This is a genomic window from Microcoleus harperi Pol14_C6 (assembly GCF_036701295.1).
Classification (GTDB): Bacteria; Cyanobacteriota; Cyanobacteriia; order Cyanobacteriales; family Microcoleaceae; genus Microcoleus.
The window spans coordinates 17251-36354 of sequence record NZ_JAUBQN010000022.1 but is presented as its reverse complement, the minus strand read 5'-3'; the positions used below and the strand labels follow the sequence as shown (position 1 = coordinate 36354).

Sequence of the window (19104 nt, the reverse complement as noted above, 5' to 3'; positions counted from 1 at the left end):
GCTGAGCATAGCTGCTAGCCTGCGGCTCATCCGTTCGCAAAGCCGAAGGGAGCTGAAGGGAAGTGCGTAGCTGAACTATTGAGAATTGGGGAACTTGTAAGATAGTGTAGTCGAAGAAGTGGTAGTTGGAAATTGGGGAATTGGGAATTAGAAATCGGGAATTTAGCCGATCGCATTAACAAGAACAGTGTCACAAAACATCATATCAGAAAGTGGCCAGCTACTTAAAGGAAAAAGGCAAAAGGTAAAAGACACAAGCCAGGAAAAAATTATCCCTTCTGCCTTCTACCTTCTGCCTTCAAAGGCACTACTCTCCAACTTTAAGCTGGATATATCCGCAAGCGGCGATTGGGTTCTTCCCCAAAACTGTGGGATTTCAGGTGATAGTGTTCCACAAGTTCGTGCTGCATTTTGCGGACGTTGGGAGAACGCGGCAGGAGTTCCACCGGCTGTCCCTTCGGAATGACAATTTGCTCGACTGCTAAGCGCGTTTCTTCGAGAGCTTCGAGCTCGTCAGAAGAACCGCTGCGGGCGAATAAGGCGAGGTCTGCCACTTCCGGGGTGCCGGGGTCATCCATATCTAACAGACGCCGCAAAGCTCTCGCTACGTGGGGAATAGTGCCGGCCTTAATTGTGTGCAGGGGAACTTGGCGAGTTTTGGCCAAGTGCCTCAATTTCGACTGGTTCCGAACGTTCGATCGCAAAGCCAAAACCACGTCAGCGCTCTCAATATCCTTCGTCAGCAGTACCGGCAGGTTCAGCGTCGAAATCACCTGTTCGAGCTGGTGGCGAGCTATGCCGTAAGGATAAACGTGGAGGGGCAAATCTTCGCCGTTAGGGCCGACATTCTGGGAAAAACGTCCCGGCTTAGGTACCGGCTCGACGGACAGAGATTCTTCGAGCAGTTGCTCGAAATACCGAGTCTCAGCAACCGGCGCGCTTTTAGCAGCGAAGTTCTGGCTGGGAGCGGGCATCGGCACCATTTTGCCAGCACTCCGCCACCCAGAGAGCGGTGTGACGGGCCGGATTGCCGATACAGCAGCCGTGCTACCGGAAGCTGCGATTCCCGGAAACCGGGCGGGGGGAGTTGCCGACTCCTGCTCGATAATTACTTCTCCTGTGTCGCTAACGCTTCTGATTTGCTGGTTGGGTTCGCGTCCCCGCAGCAGAGTGTCGATCGAATCTGCAACTCGCTCGTGTATTACCCAGCGCTGGCGTTCCAGCATTTCGACGGCTATTTCAAAAGTTGGCGGTGATTTGCGCTCCAAAACCGTCTTTTGAGAACCGCGCCGTCTTGCTTCGTCATCTCCCAGCGTCACCGCTTGGATGCCCCCAATTAAATCTGCCAGAGTCGGGTTTTTCATCAAGTTTTCGAGCCGGTTCCCGTGGGCGGTACCGACCAACTGCACGCCCCTTTCGGCGATCGTCCGAGCCGCCAAAGCTTCGAGTTCCGTGCCGATTTCGTCAATCACGATCACTTCGGGCATATGGTTTTCCACTGCTTCGATCATGACTTGGTGCTGGAGTTCGGGACGGGAAACTTGCATTCTGCGAGCTCTGCCGATCGCTGGGTGGGGAATATCTCCATCTCCGGCAATTTCGTTGGAGGTGTCGATGATTACCACCCGTTTTTCCAAGTCATCGGCGAGCACGCGGGCAATTTCCCGCAGGGCCGTGGTTTTGCCAACCCCGGGGCGACCGAGCATCAAAATTGACTGACCGGTTTCCACCAAATCGCGGATAATGCCGATCGTCCCGAACACAGCGCGGCCAACCCTCAAAGTCAAGCCGATAATCTCGCCGCTGCGGTTGCGAAGGGCGCTAATTCGGTGCAGGGTTTGCTCGATACCGGCTCGATTGTCGCCGCCGAAGTGACCGACTCGCTCGATGCAATAGTTGAGGTCTGCTTTGGTAATCGGCGTTTGGGAAAGAGGTTCGGCCAAGGATGGAAAACGAGCTTCTGGTCGGCGGCCCAAATCCATGACAATCTCAATGAGATTGTTGCGCTGCGGGTGCTGCTCTAAGGGCTGCCGGATCTCATCTGGCACGATGTCTAATAATTTGTTGAGGTCGTCTGTAATCTGCATTCGCCTCGATGTGTTCGGTGACTTTTTCAACTTTTTAGTCATTAGTCATTAGTCATTAGTCATTAGTACCAATGCCCAATTCCCAATGCCCAAGACCCAATTCCCAATGACTAAAATTCTTTGAGCTGGGAAACTAGAGAACAAGCTAAACTCACGGCCTCTGAGAGAAGTTCTGGGACGGCTTCGAGCTGAGGTAGCCGAGATGTTTGAATTTCGGCTGCTGGCCGCGCCACTGCCACCGGAACGGCATAGGCTCGATCGGTCTGCATTGTTTCTAACTGTTCTAAAATTGGCGATAGCAAAACCCTGGCATAGCTGCCGTAAGCTACACCTGCAATGTATGGGATAGGGGGAACTGACAAATTTTTCCCGCCATCCAACAGCAGTCCCTCGGCTCTGAGCTTGCTGACAGTGTGAGCATTAGTGCCGCCTGCAAGTTGCACGTATCCCGGCAACTGGGCAGCCAAAACTTTTTGACCGAGTTTGACCGCGGCTCTAGTAGTTCCTGTTCCGATATCTCCGCTCATTGGCCTACCGTCGGTTTGCCAAATTAGGGGACAAGGAAGGGGGGAAATTATTTGATAGAGTGTCCGCAAATAATCAATCAAACCGTCTCCATCCGGGCAACTAATTGCTATTACCTTGAGTTGACCGACCCAGGGAGCTATACTCGACCAAAGTCGCCCAAAATCTGCCTCTCTGCCTACTTGCGTGTGGATTTCTAGGGCGTCGGCACCGGATTGCAAGATTAAAGGTGCGATCGCGGCGGGAGCAGACACGTAAGAACGAGTATAAATCAGTTGGCTCGGACAAATCGGCAGACAGCGACCGCAGCCATAGCACTGCTGGTCTATCACCCCGGAAAAACCACTGCCAGCACTCTGAAAAACTATTGCTTCGGCTGGACATATTTTTTCGCACGGCCGCCAGCAGTCCAGCGGACAATCGGCTGGGTTGAATTCGGCTTTGCGAAAATGCGGGTCTTCCCCATCGTTTAAACTCACCATCAGCAACGGCAACCCTTTTCCGCCAAACCTGCGGTTTTGAGTTCTTGCCTGTAATTCGCTGGCCACTTGTAGGGCTTCTTTCGCTGCGGCGACGGCGGCGGGATCTGCCGCGACATCGATACAGTCAGCGCCTGCTAAGGTGTAAGCCAAGGTGAGATTCCGTACAGCAGGCAGGTGTTGAAAGCTCGCCCCACAGATCAGCTTGAACCAATGGCCATCTTTTAATGAGTTTAGGGGATGATAATGTTCTGTCACCCTTATATGCTAATCCTTTCAGCTAAAAATTACTATGTGGAAATTTCTACTTAATTTTAAAATTTAGGCGGGTACAAGCTGGAAACGCTACTGATAGCAGTAGCTGTTGCGCTGTTGGCTCTATATGTAGAGTTCTGCCTTAATTTTTTTTCCTAAATTTGATTTTTTTGAGAGCGACTGCTGAGGGGGGATTTGGAGATGGGGCGATCGTCTTTAGTTACAGACAGACTTTCTATCATATCATATTGGTGTCGATTTGGCAAAGAAAATGTAGGCGAGAGATTGTTTTTGCAGTGGTCGTGCAGTGGCAGTTGCCATAAAGTTCGATCGAGCATGGGAACCCATCGACGAACCGCAGATGAACATTATCCTCCCTGGCTCGAAGCTAAATTCATCTGGGTTAATCTGCGATTGGTCGAGCTATACTACTTGCTCAGCCGCTTGTAAACAGTAGCCAAAGCATGGCTATCCCCCACATTTCCCGGAAACAAAACAACTGGCAAATTGGGAAACAGAGGATGATTAGCCTCTGTTTTCACCACCGAACAACCGGCAATAATTTGACCGATTTGCCTGACACTTTTGAGCGACAAACCTGTACTCAAAACATCATTAGAAGTAATCCCGCCCTTGCTAATCAAAAATCCGATATCTGCAGGCAGTCCCCGCACGATATCCATCAACAAAGCAGAAACCGCCTCTCCAAATTTTAACCTGGTTTCTGCACTGTCAAATTCGAGTTCCTTGCGGCTGGTATAAATTACAGGCGTTTTGCCATCGGCATGAGCAGTGCGGACTTTTTCGAGAATTTCATCGAGCATTTGAGTGCGATACTCGGGTGAATCTTCTAGCAAGTGAGATACATCTATTTCAATGCTAACTATATTGGGTTCTTTTAACAAGCGCTCCAATTGTTCCGTAGTTTTCTTAACGTGGGAACCAACTATTACTGCACCCGGTTTGCCGCCCCTGACGTATTTTGCCATTTCGTCGGCTGCTACTGGCTGCGGGCCGAGGTCAGCTAAGGATGTTAAAATACTCGCTGCGCTGCGAAATAAAAACTTTTTGCCTTGACTGACTGCATTGAGAATGTGTTTGGCAAATGTGTCTAAATCGCCTTGGCTTTGGCCGTCAACAACTGCACATTGGTTGTCTGTCATGTCCATCAGTCGATCTAAACTTCCGTAGCGAATGTCTCCGAGTAAAATGCGATCGACTGCATCAGCGGGGATGCGACCTTTGGTTTTTTCTTCTACATAGTCTGGCAGGTAACTGTGACTGTACCCGAAGACTGAATCTTTGGCAAATTCGGTTTCGTGTACTGGTGTCGGGACACTGTTAACTATTAGGTAGTGTACGCTGTGGCGGGTAATTCTGCCTCCTTCAAAAAAGGCGGGAATCAGAAAATGAGCGTCGAAGGGGCCGAGTTCTTCGGCGATCGCGTCGGTTTCGATGGGATAGTGGCCACGCAGGGTAGAATCGGAACGGCTAACTATTAGGAAGTCTTCTATTTCTTCGCTGGCGATCGCCCTTTTTAGATTTTGGCACACTTCGCGGGTGACTGAGGCTGCTTTTTCGGGAGTTAGCGATCGAGTATTTGTCAGTATAAAGAAAATCGGGCACTTGTCCCGCAGTCCCAAACGCAGGGTGTCTTCGTCCCAACGTGTCAGCAGCAAGCAACTGTGCACGGTTTGAGAACCAGTCGGATCGTCGTCGAGAACTATAATCTTGGGTTTGGCAGAAGACATACTGACCTGGTTGTTAACGTCACCTTTCCAAGATATCCTTATCTGTTACGTAACCGGAAAAAATTTACAATAGTTATGATATGTTTTTCACAATTATCATAACTTATAATTTGGAGAATGTGTTTGAGTGATATCGGTTCAGTAAGCTGCATATAGCAAGACTAAATCATTTGTGAATTTCTTACTCCCTCCCCTTGGGTTCGGGGAGGGTTGGGGTGGGATCAAAAATTTACGACTCCTGCAAGGATTGCTATATTGCTACTGGTTAAGAGGTGGACGCAGCCTTGCCTGCTACTGAGTTTTGCCGTTTTTAAAATTAGCAGCGTTTCGATCTTGCAACTTTTTCATTTCTGCTTGAACTCCCACCGCTACCTGCAAAGCTTCGTTGAGTAATCGTCCTTGTTCGCTGGCTCGATCGCTAATTTGCAGGGCATTCAAATTTCTTAAGTTATTGGCAAACAATTCGGAATTAGTAGCGACAAATTTTTTGTTTTCTCTAAGAATTCTTTCAGTTTTCAAAGCTCGAACTAAATCGTCTCTGATTAGCTGCAAAGCTTGAATTACTTTTGCTCGATCGCCGATTTTGACTTCCGCATTGCCAGCATCTTCTATCTGATCATTAATGGCGATCGCTTCTATTATACCATTATAGCGATCGACATCATCAAAAAGATTGATTAAATGTGGGTTTTGCCGACTGCACCGAATTTTCCACGCATCCTCAAAGATTAAACCAACTATCGCAGCGATGTGAAGGGCGAACCACAACAAATAAGCTCTAGGAAATATCGCAACCAGCAGCCAACAACTAATTAGAACCAAAACAATTAAACCGACTGTTTTCAAAGCTTCGCGGGCAAACTTAGTCGCTGTCGCCGGCCGGTATACGCGATCGGGCCCAGCGCCGGTGAGGTGCTTGAGCTCACCGAGAGTAATTTCTAATCCCTGAATGTCAGCTCGCATAAATCTTCACAAATATATGTTAATTATAAAGTTTTGTAGTAGAACAAGGGGCTCGTCTACAATAAACCTAACACTTTTTTCACCCAAAACTGCACTATGTCCGCACGTCCTATATACCTCGACAACCACGCCACAACCCCCGTAGATCCAAGGGTACTTGAAGCAATGCTGCCGTATTTCACCGAACAATTCGGCAACGCAGCCAGTATCAACCACGTCTACGGCTGGGAAGCAGAAGCAGCGGTAAAACAGTCACGACAAATCATAGCAGAAGCGATCAATGCCTCCCCAGAAGAAATTGTTTTTACCAGCGGCGCCAGCGAAGCAAATAACTTAGCGATTAAAGGCATTGCTGAAGCTTATTTCAGTAAAGGAAAGCACATTATTACAGTAAAAACCGAACACAATGCAATTCTTGACCCCTGTACCTATTTGCAAAAATTGGGGTTTGACATTACTGTTTTACCAGTGAAAAGCGACGGGCTGATTGATATAGGCGATTTGATTAAAGCGATTCGCGCCGAGACAATTTTAGTTTCCGTGATGACGGCTAACAACGAAATTGGCGTCATCCAGCCGATCGCAGAAATTGCAGCAATTTGTCGCGGAAATGACATTCTTTTTCACACAGATGCGGCACAGGCGATCGGCAAAATTCCCCTCGACGTAGAGGAGATGAATATCGATCTAATGTCCTTGACAGCCCACAAAATCTACGGGCCAAAAGGGATCGGTGCTCTCTACGTGCGCCGCAACAAACCGAGAGTGCAGCTAGCGCCGCAAATGCACGGAGGAGGGCACGAACGGGGAATGCGATCGGGCACTCTCTACCCACCGCAAATAGTTGGGTTTGCCAAAGCAGTAGAATTGGCAATTGCAGAAATGCCGTCGGAAACAGAACGAGTGGTTAATTTGCGGCAGCGTTTGTGGGAAAAATTGAGTGAGTTGGGCGATGTTTTTCTCAACGGTCACGCTACTAAGAGATTGCCGGGGAATCTCAATATTAGTGTAGCCGGGGTTGACGGTCAAGCGTTGATGTTGGGTTTGCAACCGGCGGCTGCAGTTTCTTCGGGATCTGCTTGCACTTCCGCAAAAATATCTCCATCCCATGTTTTAGCAGCGATCGGGCGATCGGACAAATTAGCTTATGCTTCAATTCGGTTTGGTATTGGCCGGTTCAATACCGAAGCAGAAATAGATGCAGTCGCCGAACACGCGATCGCAACTATTACATCTCTCCGACAAGCTCAAAAAGTCAATCAATTTTAGATTTGAAATTTGAGATTTTAGATGAGAGAATGGAAGATTAGGAAGTAGTTTTGAGTTTTGAGTTTTAAATTATTTAACTTACAACTCAAAACTTTCCCTCTTTTTATGGCAGAGTATAATTGGTATCGAACCCTTACTTAGAACCAAACACCTCGCGCACCCGATAAATCGGTTTTCCCTGCGACTCGTGATAAGTCCGCATCATCACTTCTGCCAGCAAACCAAAACAAAATAACTGCACGCCAGTCAACAGCAAAACTACAGCCAAAATCAGCAAAGGACGATTTCCAATTATTTGACCAAAACCCAATTTTAAGACTGTCAAATAAATTCCTAAAACCGTTCCCAACGTCATAGAACTCAGTCCCAAAAGTCCAAAAACGTGCATCGGTCGAGTCAGGAACTTTTTCATAAAAGAAATAGTTAACAAATCCATCAACACGCGAAAAGTCCGCCAAATTCCGTACTTACTTTGACCGAAACGGCGGGCGTGGTGTCGCACAGGCAGTTCTGCAATTCTCGCCCCTTCAATAAACGCCAAAGCAGGCAAAAAGCGGTGCAATTCCCCGTACAAATTCAAATCTGCTACCAACTCGGATTTATAAGCTTTCAAAGAACAGCCGTAGTCGTGCAAATTTACGCCTGTAACGCGACCAATTAACCAGTTAGCAATTTTAGAAGGAATCAACCTACTAATAGTATTATCCTGCCTATTTTTCCGCCAGCCGCTAACTAAATCGTAGCCTTCATCTAACTTTGCCAACAATAGCGGAATATCAGCCGGGTCATTTTGCAAATCGCCGTCAAGGGTAACAATAGCACGACCGCGAGCGCGATCGAAACCTGCGGACATGGCAGCAGTTTGCCCGTAATTGCGGCGCAAAATTACAGCACAAAGGTCATCGCGAGTGCTGGCTAACTGCTGGAGAAGTTCAGCAGAACCGTCCTTAGAACCGTCATCTACACAAATAATTTGATAGCTGAGTCCAGATGGTTGGATAGAAGAGGCGATCGCCTCAATCAAATGAGGCAAACTTTCCACCTCATTATAGACCGGCACCACCACCGAAACATCCAGAACAACCTCAGCCTCAGCTTGCTGTGCAGCCAATTTTTCCAAAAATAATGCAGCGTCCATTTTTTTATTCGATAATATCAACAGTCAACCGTCAACAGTCAACCGTCAACAACTAACTAGGTTGATAACTTGCCACAACTTTACCATATCCCCGCAATTGCTGGTAATAAGCTTGACTGACTAGATCCCCACGCTCCGACAAAACATCGATACCGATACCGTTGCGACCTTGTGCTTGTCCCGAACTGTGAATGTAGCGATTATCTCCGAGATACAATCCTACATGAGTTGCTTTTTCCGGCGTACCAAAAAATACTAAATCACCCGGTTCTAAAGCGCTAATACTAATAGGTTTAGTAAAAGCTTCCTGTTGATAAGCATCCCTCGGTAACCAGATGCCCGCAGCCACAAAAGCAGCTTGCATCAAGCCCGAACAATCATAATTCGGTCCGATTGTACCGCCCCAAAGATAATAATTGGATTGGTTCATAGCCTCACGAGCGAAAGTAATTACTATTGGTAATTTTTCCTTGATTTCGGCCTCAGAAAGCACCAGAGGATGATACACTGTTTCTGTCGGGTCGAGCAACTCAACATCTCGAATATCCAGCCATCCCGGATAATCATCTTCGCACAGTCGCACCATCACAGCCGTTGTATCCCCCTCAACAACCGAGTCTATGCCATTTTTCTCCCCCTTCATAAGCTGGGGGGGGTCAACTACTCGCAAATGTCGCCCCAGCGCTGCTTGAGTTGCCAATCGATCGCACTTTGGGGAATCGTAAATATTTATGTGCGATCGGGCGCGGTACTCCAGAACATCAGATAATTGATAATTGGCCATTGCTAATTGCTTATTGTTTGCTGTTAATTGTTCGCATTTAACGATAGATTGCCATTAGCTGCTAGCCGTTAACCGTTAACCGTCAGCCATTAACCATGACATTTTTCCACAAAGACGAACAATTAGAAACCCTCGGCAGTAGCATTATAGACTCCGCATTGTCAGAATTTACAGGATTAAGTGGCGATCGTACAGCCATTACCTGGATAGTCTACGATCCGCCGGTGCGAGTCAATACAGGCGGTGCCCTGAGTCCAGAAGAATTTTGGAAATATCAACCGCGAGGTTTTAGCGCTAGAGCTTCCGAACGAATTTATCCCGCCAGCATCGTCAAATTATTCTACCTCGTTGCCATCTGGGAATGGGCGCAAAAAGGCATGATTCAAACATCGCCAGAATTAGAACGCGCCGTGCGAGATATGATAGTTGATTCCAGCAACGACGCCACCAGTTTAGTCGTAGACGTGCTCACCGGCACCACCAGCGGTCCAGAATTATCACCAGGCCCCTTTGAAACTTGGAAACAGCAGCGAAACCTCATCAACCGTTACTTTCAATCATTGGATTGGCCGGAATTACAAAATATTAACGTCAATCAAAAAACTTGGTGTGACGGCCCCTATGGTCGCGAGCGAGCAGTTCTGGGAGAATTAATGGAAAATAGAAATATGCTGACCACAAATGCAGCGGCGCGTTTGCTGCACAGTATAATCGGCGGCGTAGCTGTTTCTGCCAAAGCATCGCAAGAAATGATGGGTTTAATGAAACGCAGTTTAGACCCAGCAGAATTAGAGGCAGATCCTGAAAATCAAGTTACAGGTTTTTTAGGCGGCGGATTGCCAGAATCAGCAAAATTGTGGTCAAAAGCGGGACTGACCAGTCAAGTGCGTCACGATGCGGCTTATATTGAAATAGCGGGTTTGCGGCCGTATTTGTTGGTTGTATTTACAGAAGGGAAAGAGAATAGCAAGAATGAAGAAATTTTGCCATTTATATCGCGGAAATTTGTCGAAGCGATGAAAGTGCTTAATTAAACTTTAACTTGTAAATTGACAAAACTTAAAATTTTTGTGGAGCCTGCTCTTATTCCAGCGCCAAATTAGGAGCTTAAAGATACAGCAGGGTGCAGGTTTATGAAGTAGAGTGTCAGCAGTTTGTAAAACAGTTTCGTCGGTGCTTGGGATTAAAGCGTACTCTATTCACCTCGACTTTACTGTATCATTTAAATAGTCGAGCTCTCAAAGAGGTCAAATATGGACATACAGCTTATCCCTCTACGTGCTGCCGTTTGTTCCGAACGCTCAACGACTCTAGATGTTTTAGTCAGAATTACGCCCCCAACACCGGAAAAAACAATTGAGCGACCGCAGCTTAATTTAGGTTTAGTAATCGATCGCTCTGGTTCTATGGGCGGACAAAAAATTGAATACGCACGGCAAGCAGCTAGCTACGCAATCGAACAGTTGTTACCAAGCGATCGCGTTAGCATCACGATTTACGATGACGAGATAGAAACCCTAGTCCCTAGCACCCTTGCTACTCATAAATCCCACCTTTTACAACAAATTAAAAAAATTAGTGCCAGAAACACTACGGCACTGCACGCCGGATGGGTGCAAGGAGGAATTCAAGTTAGCCAACACCTCCATCCAGAACACTTGAATCGAGTCATTCTGTTATCAGATGGACTAGCCAATGTCGGCGAAACAAATCCCGATGTAATTGCCTCCGATGTGAACGGTTTAACCAAACGAGGTGTCAGCACTACCACAATGGGAATTGGTAATGATTACAACGAAGACTTGCTAGAATCAATGGCGCGGAGTGGGGATGGCAATTATTATTACATTCAATCTCCCGAACAATTGCCAAATATTTTTCAACAAGAATTACTTGGCTTAATGGCGACAGTTGGCACAAATGTCACCTTGGGAATTGAGCCACAAGCTGGAGTAGAAATGGTTGAGGTACTCAATCAGCTCGATGTCACTCCAAATGGTCGATTTCGCTTACCTAATTTAGTAATTAGTAATCCAGTTGATGTAGTCGTGCGGCTGAAAGTGCCAGCGATGACAGAGGAAGTAGATTTATGTTATTTTCGGCTCAGTTGGAACGACCCCGAACAACCAATTGAGCAAAAAATCCGCGTTTCCTTGCGCTTACCCGTCGTCAGTGCTGCACAATTAGAGGAATTTCCCTTCAACTCTGAGGTACGACAGCAAGCGATTTTAATGATGACAGCACGCGCCAAAAAAGAAGCCGTCAGACTGGTAGATGGAGGGAATTACGATCGCGCCAGCCAACTATTGCAGGAGACAAAACAGCAGTTGCTCAACAATCCCGATCTTCCCATGAGTGCGCCAGAAGCGGAGGCAATCACCGACTTAGAAGTACAACTTCAGGAGCGGGAATATACTACATATCGCAAAATGTCAACTCATCAAAGCTACACCCGGGCTGTTTCTCGCAGTAGCGGTCATGTCAGCCTTTTATACGCTTATCGCAAAGGTCCCATCTTGGGGAATATTACGCAAGATTTAGGAGTAGATGCGATCGTTAACTCGTGCGATCGCGACCTATCCAACTCGGGTGCCATATCCAGCGCAATTCACCAAGCAGCAGGACCAGAACTTCTAGAAGAATGTCGCCGTATAGGTGGTTGTGAGGAAGGGGAGGCGAAAATTACTCCTGGCTATAATTTGCCGACACCCTGGGTTATTCATACGGTTTGTCCCCCTTGGCGCGGTGGCTCTCAGGGAGAGGAAGACCTATTAGCAGAATGTTACTGGGGTTGTTGGGAATTAGCTGTACAGCATTCACTGCGGAGTATTGCTTTTCCAGCTATTGGAACGGGAGAAATGGGTTTTCCAGCCGAGCGTGCGGCGGAAATTGCTTTTGCACAAACCCGTCGCTTTCTTTTAACATCTAGTGCGATCGGATCTATTCTTTTTGTTTGTTTCGATTCAGATACTCATCGTTGCTTCCAAAATGAATTCTTGAAAATTTCTGGTTTGTAATGGTTTTAGTAACAAAACTAAGGTAACACGCGAGCGCTTTTAGAGCGCCGACTTATTTAAGAAGTCGGCGCTCTGGGTATTCTATTTTTTTAGCTGGGCTTACTTAGAACAACTTAGAACGGAGAGGGAGGGATTTGAACCCTCGAAGGATGTTAACACCCTTAACAGATTAGCAATCTGCCGCTTTCGACCACTCAGCCACCTCTCCAGGATGACAGTAACTAACTATAGCACACACATCCTCTTCTTGCCAACCCCTAATTTTAAAATTCCTCAATCCCTTACTGTGTATACTTTCGGCGACCTCAACCTCCAGCCTCTTCCCCAAAGCCCCTAGCCTTCAAATGCTTCTCCCAACTAAAATTGGAACTCAAAAAGAACCTCTTAGTATACAAATACCCCAAGCGGTACAGGTGAGCCTTGCGATCGGCATCGAGATTAAAGTCCGTCGTCGTCACCCCAGCTTCAGTCACATCAATATTAATCACCCTGCCTTTATCCATTTCCCGCTGGTGATAGCGGTCTCTTGCTTTCATCATCGTTCTGAACATCGCCGCCAGCATCGACAGGGGAGTATCAATCTTAGCTTTAGTCTCAATTCCGGTATCGACTAATCGAAACCCAAAGGTAAACCAGCGCGGCGGTGCAGGAGTCGAACCGACGGATTGTTTGTCATAAATCCACAGGGGGAAATTGCTCAAAATTCCGCCATCTACAATTAAGTCATCGCCGAGTTTTCCCGGTTCAAAAAATAGGGGAATACTCATCGACAACCTAACGGCTTCAGCCACGCTAAAATGTTCAGCGCTTTGGAGTCGCAACTGCTCGTACAAAGTATCGGAATCCGTCGATTCGCGTCGGTGTAAGTCGTCGGGCAGCACCAACATTTCACCGCGAGTGAGGTTGGATATTACTACTTTTAATTCCCGGTCTTTTACGATTTGTTTGACATCGGCAAAAGTGTGCAAGTTACCTCTACCGAGAATTGATTCCAGCCACTGCCGGAACGGTTGCGCCGAATATTCTCCCATCTGACGGCTAACTGTTAGGAAAAGCAGCGTCCAAGCAGGAGATTGCAAGTCGTCGGCGGGGTCGCCGTTTAAAATTAGAGGACTGTTTTTTTGAGTTAAAAATATGCTGTAATCGAGCTGTCCTAAAATTTCCTCTAAATCATCAATTGACAAGTCGGTTGCCAATACTGCAGCAGTAATTGCACCGGCTGAAGTGCCGGCCAATTTTCGCCAGCGGATGCCCAAATCGCTACAGCACCGGAGTGCTCCTAAAAACGCAACTCCGCGCACGCCGCCGCCTTCAAAAACCCCGTCGGCATAGATTTGACCGTTTTCGTCGGGAGGCGGAAATTTGCTGAGAATTGTTTCTTTCTCGGTGGCGGTGATCCTGACACCGGGTTCTTGCAAAATTTGCTGCGGATACCACTTGCTCATGGGAAATACCTCCGATAAATTTTGGGTTTTAGATTTTAGATTTATATCTATTGTTCTTGATTGTTGTCGGCATCCATTGCCTCTTTGACGTATTGTTGAACTTGCGATCGCACTTGTTCGTAAGCCACCGACGCGCACCAAGGTCGGAGAGATAAAATAGTGGTATCGGGAGTAATCTCGGCTACCAAACAAGTCGGGGGCGGATTTTCCAGCACCAGCGGGTGAGAGTGGGCAATTTCTAATAACTCAGCTACAGTTGGACGAATTGGCCGATCGCCAATATCAATCTTCAAGTCTACTCGCCTCGTTCCCATTGCCGTTGTATTTTTCAATGTACCGTTAAACAACTGATTGTTCGGGACAATAATTTTTATCCGATCATCTGTCACCACGGTTGTTGAAAAAATCCCGATACTGTCCACCACTCCCTTAACATCCCCAGCTTCGATCCCATCTCCGACTTCAAAGGGGCGCAAACTAATCAACATTACCCCAGCAGCAAAGTGCGATAAAGTATTTTGCCACGCCAAACCGATCGCCAAACCCGCGGCACCCACCACCGCAACCACACTGGTAGTTTGAATTCCCAACTGACTCAAAGCGGCGACTACTCCCACTACCAAAATAGTAATTTCAGCAGCTTGAACTAAGAATTTCCGCAGCGTGGCTTCGGTGCGACTCAGTGCTCGGCGAGTCACGCGGCCCGCAAAGCCGATCGCAAATCGCGTAATTAACAAAATGCCGATCGCCCACAGCAGTTGAGGTACAATTTTAAACCCCAATTCTACGAATTTTTTTGAAAATTCTTGGGCTACTTCCAAGGCTTGTGTTCTTTCTGCATTTAGCTGAGAATAGAATGTTTGGGCTATTGGTAAAAACGTCGGAGTAACTGTCATATCAATTGGGAATTGGGAATTTGAAATTGAGAATAGCAGTCTCAGTCTTATCGCTTATTACGAGAGTCCGACAGGGGTTTTTAACCCCTGTCTCCTAGCGAAAGTCCTCTAAAAGAGGACTAAAATCGATAATTTTATCCTTCAAACTCTTGAGTCGGTTTAAACTACTTTTGCTATGAGGCAGGGCTTTAAACCCCTGCCGGACTACTGCTAATAGTGTACTGCTACGCGGGGCAATCGGTGTTTAAAACCGCAGAGAATTTCCCACGAAATAGTTCCTAAAGTCGTGGCCCAATCGTCGGCAGTAATTTTATATTCCCCATCTTTGCCCAACAGCGTCACCACTTCGCCGACTTCTAAATTGGGAATATCGGTTACATCCAGCATTAACTGATCCATCGTCACGGCTCCCACTTGCCGCACGAACTGACCCCGGACTAAAACCTGCATTTTATTAGAAAGATTGCGCGGAATACCATCTGCATAGCCGATACCAATTACGGCAATCTGTGTCTGGCGCTGAGCTATAAATTGATAGCCGTAACTGACGCCGGTTCCTGCTTCAATTGTTTTCACCTGCGTTACCCTAGCTTTTACCTGCATTGCGGGCTTCAAATTGGATCTCGACTGCAAGTGAGGTGCTGGATAAAGACCGTAGGTAGCTAAACCAACTCGCACTAAATCGTAGTGCAAAGCCGGGTCAGCGAGGGCTGCTGCAGAGTTGGCCAAGTGGAGGCGAGGGGGGTTAATTCCTGCTATTTTAATTTGCTCGATCGCCTGTTTAAACCGCTGGTGCTGCTCTATCATAACTGCGGGATCGGGACTGTCTGCTGTCGCCAAGTGAGAGTAAATGCTGGCTAATTTTAAATTGGGCAACCGCTTGACTAATTGCACAAATTCTGTTGCTTCTTGCCAGGGCGTACCCAAGCGAGACATTCCCGTATCCAACTTAGCGTGAACCGGCAAAGATTGGTTAATGCCTGCGAGAACTTCCGAAAAAATTAGGGCTTGTTTGGCAGTACAAATAGTGGGCTGCAAGTGCCAATGGGCGATCGCCTTTACTTGTTGGGCTGTATGGGTTGCTCCCAACAGCAAAATCGGCGCTTCTATCCCAGCTTCTCGCAATTCTATTCCTTCTGGAATTGTCGCCACTCCCAGCCAACTAGCACCTGCTTGCAATGCTGTTTGACTGACTGCAACAGCACCATGCCCGTAAGCATCCGCTTTCACAACTGCCATCAGTTCTGTGTGGGGAGATAATAGCTTTTTAAGCTGTTTTACATTGTGAGTTAAAGCTGCTAAATCGATTTCTACCCAAGCCCGCTGGCAAAGTCCCCCGTTATCGTCCCACAGCAACGTCTGGCGGGATTCTTTTGTCGTTGATTCTGCGGTTGTTTGTTCCCCACTCCACATTGTCGATCGCTCCTACTTGCTTACACCCTTAAAAACTGCTCTAAAAACTGCTAGGATATTTTACCCTAAGTTTGATTATAATATTTTTACTTTAATCAATGTTATACAAATTTAAAAAAATAATGGAACTGCAGGCAAGCTGCAAACCCATATTGCATCAGTCATTCCCCATATAAAATCTAAAATCTAAAACCTAAAATGGTATTAACTGGTGTATCATAGCACCAAAAATACCCGGTAAAAACTATGGACGGATTAGCCTACCTACATTTAGCTGAAACTTGGGAAACGGCTGCGGGTCAAACTCGATCGACCCACTCAAAAATGCACCGGAATTTAGCATACACTCCTTTACTTTTCTTTACGATCGCTCTCACAATTGTCAATTTAGTCAATCCCGCACTCGCCATCAAAAAAGGTGATTCAGGCCCCGAAGTAGCCCAACTTCAGAAAACTCTACAAAACGCAGGCTATTTTAGCGGTAAGGCTACAGGATTTTACGGTTCTCTCACCCAGGCTGCTGTGAAAAAGTTTCAAGCAGAGAACAACCTGAAAGTTGACGGAATTGTCGGCCCTAAAACCTTGTCAGCACTGAAAGGTAAGCCGGAAGAAGCCAGCATGGAAGCTGCGGAAAAAATCTCGCCAAATGTCGATCGATCTTCGCCATCTCCTACCGCCACAGATAACACAAACGAACTCGAAGATCAAACTCAAACTCAGCCCCAAGAACCTCTATTTCAAGAACCCTCTTTGCCACCATTTAAAACTGAAAATTCCGAGGATGAAAAAAGTGAATCACCAACCACAATGCTAGTAAATCCTCCCGACAACACTCAAGGAAAAATGACCTTGAAAAAAACAATTTATGGCAACATCTCCCCCAAATCAATAGTTTATTCGGGAGCTGGTTTGTTTTTTGCTCAAAACATGATGTACCGCCACACAATCACAGTTTACGACAGGAACTTTAAATTAGTCAAGACTATTCCCGATACAGTAAACTTGTCGAAGTTCGGCTTTTCTAAATTCAAAGGCAATTATAAAGGCTCTCCCGTAGAAGCTGCTTTTTCAACCGATGGCAAATATGCCTACGTCTCCAACTACAAAATGTACGGTTCCGGGTTTAGAAATCCGGGAACGGACAGGTGTTCTCCAGCGGCAAAACACGACCAAAGTTTTCTGTACCGCATCAATACCCAAACTTTGACAATAGAAAAGGTAATTCCTGTAGGTGCAGTTCCGAAATTCAATGCTGTTTCGCCTGACAATCGATTCGCGCTCGCTAGCAATTGGTGCAGTTGGGATTTGAGCGTAGTTGATATCAATAAAAATCTCGAAATCGAGCGAGTGAAACTGGGTGCATATCCTCGGGGTATTGTTGTTACTCCCGACTCAAAAAATGCCTATGTTGCCATCATGGGTTCTTCCGATATTGCGAAAGTTAATCTCATCGACTTTTCGGTAGAATGGCTGAAGAATATTGGCAATGCGCCGCGTCATTTGACGATCGATCCCCATGGAAAGTATCTTTATGCCACTTTAAATGGTGAAGGAAATGTGGCAAAAATTGACCTAAAAACGGGTAAAGTAGTAGACAAAGTTTCTACAGGAAAAGCACCTCGCAGCATGACAATTTCCGATCAGGGAAAACTGCTTTATGTGGTCAACTATTTCTCGAATACTGTTAGCAAAGTTAGGACGAGCGATATGAAAGTGCTGCAAACAGTGAAGGTTAATTCAAGTCCGATCGGGATTACTTACGATCCGGAAACTAATCAGGTTTGGGTAGCTTGCTATTCGGGCAGTATTATGGTGTTTCAAGATTAATTTAGCTGATTCGTAGTGAAGGCTTCAGTCCTGACTACAAACAATAACGATTAAATTTTATTGTGGGGCGGGCTAGGAGCAACGCCCCTAAAATATTATTTGGGCAACTTTAAAGGCTTCACAACATACTCTGAAGACTTAGCAGGTACTTTGCCTTTTTTGGCCATAGCTTGGTAAACCATGGCTGCTACTTCAGCGCGAGTTGCTGTTCTATTAGGCTGCAAAAGTGCGCGCTTCGGGTGGTTGACAACAATGCCAGCTTCTGTGGCTGATGCTACTTTGTTAACTGCCCATTTCGGCACTTTTGCCCTGTCTGTATAAAGTTGTAAAGTTTTGGTTGCTCTTGTTGATGGTTTCAGGCTCAAACCGCTCGCTAAAGCTGCGATGACTTCGACACGCGGAATCTGTTTTTCGGGACGGAACTCATTGTTTGGGTATCCTTTAAGATATCCAGTTTTGACCGTGTGGTCGATCGCAGGAGCTACAGGACTCTTGTCTTTTACGTCTTTAAAATCAATTGGTTTTCGGATCGGCTCTTTGTCGTCGGACATTCGTTGAATTAAGCGCGCTAGTTCGGCTCGCGTCATCGATTCCTCGGGACGAAATTTGCTGTCGGTGGGCTCAGCAAAAATTTTCCGATCGACTAAGGCTAAAATGAACGGACGCGCCCAATATTTGTCTGGAACATCGGAGAATCTAACGGGCCCAACTTTGGGTTTATCGGCTTTCGGTTTGGTAATTGCTGGAGCAGGAGTCGAGCTCGCAATTGGCTTGGGAGGAACAACGATTACACCCACCGGAGGAGTTTGCGGTAAAACCGGCCCTAAAGGTGCCACAGGTGCGACATCCGGTTCTGAGGGAAGGAGCGTTTTAGCGGGCGATCGCAAATCGGAAGTTGGCGATTCGGGTGTTAATATTCCGGGACTCGCGGGCGTAACAGCAGGTTGAGAAAAAACGGCTGGAAATTGCCAAGTTCTGGCATTCAATCGATCGGGATTTTTACCTGTTACCCAAAATAAAATTGCTCCCATCGTGCCAAAAGCAACCAAGATCGCAATCAATTCATCCAATCCTAGAGGATTTCTTTCCCCAGACGGGGGTTGTGAAGAAGACATATTGTCACCTACATACCAATGTAGAAATTAAATCACATATTTTTTGGGTCTGGGGAAAACAGAGAAAACTAAATCAATTATTCCAAAGTTTTCATTCTCTCTACCTGCCCCTGCGTGACATCGGGAGAATATATAAAATC

At 46.7% G+C, this 19104-nt stretch carries 15 protein-coding genes and 1 tRNA gene; 4 read left to right on the top strand and 12 right to left on the bottom strand.

From position 1 onward, the window contains the following. Nucleotides 1–320 precede the first annotated feature (320 nt). The 5 genes from QUA27_RS16155 to QUA27_RS16135 all read right to left on the bottom strand — a co-directional run bounded on the left by QUA27_RS16155 (nt 321) and on the right by QUA27_RS16135 (nt 6060). A complete protein-coding gene (locus QUA27_RS16155; RefSeq protein WP_333069115.1) occupies nt 321–2087 on the bottom strand; it encodes a R3H domain-containing nucleic acid-binding protein in 1767 nt (588 codons plus the stop codon). Nucleotides 2088–2197: 110 nt separating this feature from the next. Continuing rightward, a complete protein-coding gene (ldpA, locus tag QUA27_RS16150; RefSeq protein ID WP_333069062.1) occupies nt 2198–3349 on the bottom strand; it encodes a circadian clock protein LdpA in 1152 nt (383 codons plus the stop codon). Nucleotides 3350–3501: 152 nt separating this feature from the next. Further along, complete coding sequence (locus QUA27_RS16145) at nt 3502–3684, bottom strand: hypothetical protein (RefSeq protein WP_333069061.1); 183 nt, start codon at nt 3682–3684, stop codon at nt 3502–3504. A 90-nt stretch (nt 3685–3774) separates the two neighbouring features. Next, nucleotides 3775–5097: a four-carbon acid sugar kinase family protein gene (locus tag QUA27_RS16140; RefSeq protein WP_333069060.1), complete on the bottom strand. Its 1323-nt coding sequence runs from the start codon at nt 5095–5097 to the stop codon at nt 3775–3777. Between the two features lie 291 nt (nt 5098–5388). Next, nucleotides 5389–6060: a hypothetical protein gene (locus QUA27_RS16135; RefSeq protein WP_333069059.1), complete on the bottom strand. Its 672-nt coding sequence runs from the start codon at nt 6058–6060 to the stop codon at nt 5389–5391. Between the two features lie 96 nt (nt 6061–6156). On the opposite strand from QUA27_RS16135, the gene QUA27_RS16130 reads away from it, so the two are divergent. Then, nucleotides 6157–7329: an IscS subfamily cysteine desulfurase gene (locus tag QUA27_RS16130; RefSeq protein WP_333069058.1), complete on the top strand. Its 1173-nt coding sequence runs from the start codon at nt 6157–6159 to the stop codon at nt 7327–7329. Nucleotides 7330–7462: 133 nt separating this feature from the next. Here the strand turns inward: QUA27_RS16130 and QUA27_RS16125 are convergent, their stop codons facing one another. Next, complete coding sequence (locus QUA27_RS16125) at nt 7463–8467, bottom strand: glycosyltransferase family 2 protein (RefSeq protein ID WP_333069056.1); 1005 nt, start codon at nt 8465–8467, stop codon at nt 7463–7465. Between the two features lie 52 nt (nt 8468–8519). Further along, a complete protein-coding gene (locus tag QUA27_RS16120; protein WP_333069055.1) occupies nt 8520–9251 on the bottom strand; it encodes a C40 family peptidase in 732 nt (243 codons plus the stop codon). 95 nt (nt 9252–9346) lie between these two features. Between QUA27_RS16120 and QUA27_RS16115 the strand changes: the two genes are divergently transcribed. Together QUA27_RS16115 and QUA27_RS16110 are read left to right on the top strand one after the other, a co-directional pair. Beyond that, nucleotides 9347–10285 (top strand): serine hydrolase, encoded by a 939-nt coding sequence (locus QUA27_RS16115; RefSeq protein ID WP_333069054.1) that lies wholly within the window; start codon nt 9347–9349, stop codon nt 10283–10285. A 219-nt stretch (nt 10286–10504) separates the two neighbouring features. Next, complete coding sequence (locus QUA27_RS16110; RefSeq protein WP_333069052.1) at nt 10505–12268, top strand: macro domain-containing protein; 1764 nt, start codon at nt 10505–10507, stop codon at nt 12266–12268. Between the two features lie 119 nt (nt 12269–12387). Here the strand turns inward: QUA27_RS16110 and QUA27_RS16105 are convergent. From QUA27_RS16105 to alr, 4 genes are all read right to left on the bottom strand, one after another. Next, a tRNA-Ser gene (locus QUA27_RS16105) sits at nt 12388–12476 on the bottom strand. A 97-nt stretch (nt 12477–12573) separates the two neighbouring features. Next, nucleotides 12574–13713, bottom strand: coding sequence for a patatin-like phospholipase family protein (locus tag QUA27_RS16100; RefSeq protein ID WP_333069050.1), 1140 nt, complete (start codon nt 13711–13713; stop codon nt 12574–12576). 47 nt (nt 13714–13760) lie between these two features. Next, nucleotides 13761–14609 carry a mechanosensitive ion channel family protein gene (locus tag QUA27_RS16095; protein WP_333069049.1) on the bottom strand — a complete coding sequence of 283 codons (849 nt, stop codon included), beginning with the start codon at nt 14607–14609 and terminating at the stop codon, nt 13761–13763. Between the two features lie 210 nt (nt 14610–14819). Further along, nucleotides 14820–16022, bottom strand: coding sequence for an alanine racemase (gene alr / locus QUA27_RS16090; protein ID WP_333069048.1), 1203 nt, complete (start codon nt 16020–16022; stop codon nt 14820–14822). A gap of 246 nt (nt 16023–16268) precedes the next feature. Here alr and QUA27_RS16085 point away from each other — a divergent pair, with 246 nt between their 5' ends. Next, the gene (locus QUA27_RS16085) at nt 16269–17849 is read left to right on the top strand and encodes a peptidoglycan-binding protein (protein ID WP_333069047.1); all 1581 of its coding nucleotides are present in this window, start codon (nt 16269–16271) and stop codon (nt 17847–17849) included. Nucleotides 17850–17944: 95 nt separating this feature from the next. On the opposite strand, the gene QUA27_RS16080 is transcribed toward QUA27_RS16085, so the two are convergent. Beyond that, on the bottom strand, nt 17945–18964 hold the full coding sequence (locus QUA27_RS16080; protein ID WP_333069046.1) for an S-layer homology domain-containing protein: 1020 nt from the start codon (nt 18962–18964) through the stop codon (nt 17945–17947). Nucleotides 18965–19104 lie beyond the last annotated feature (140 nt).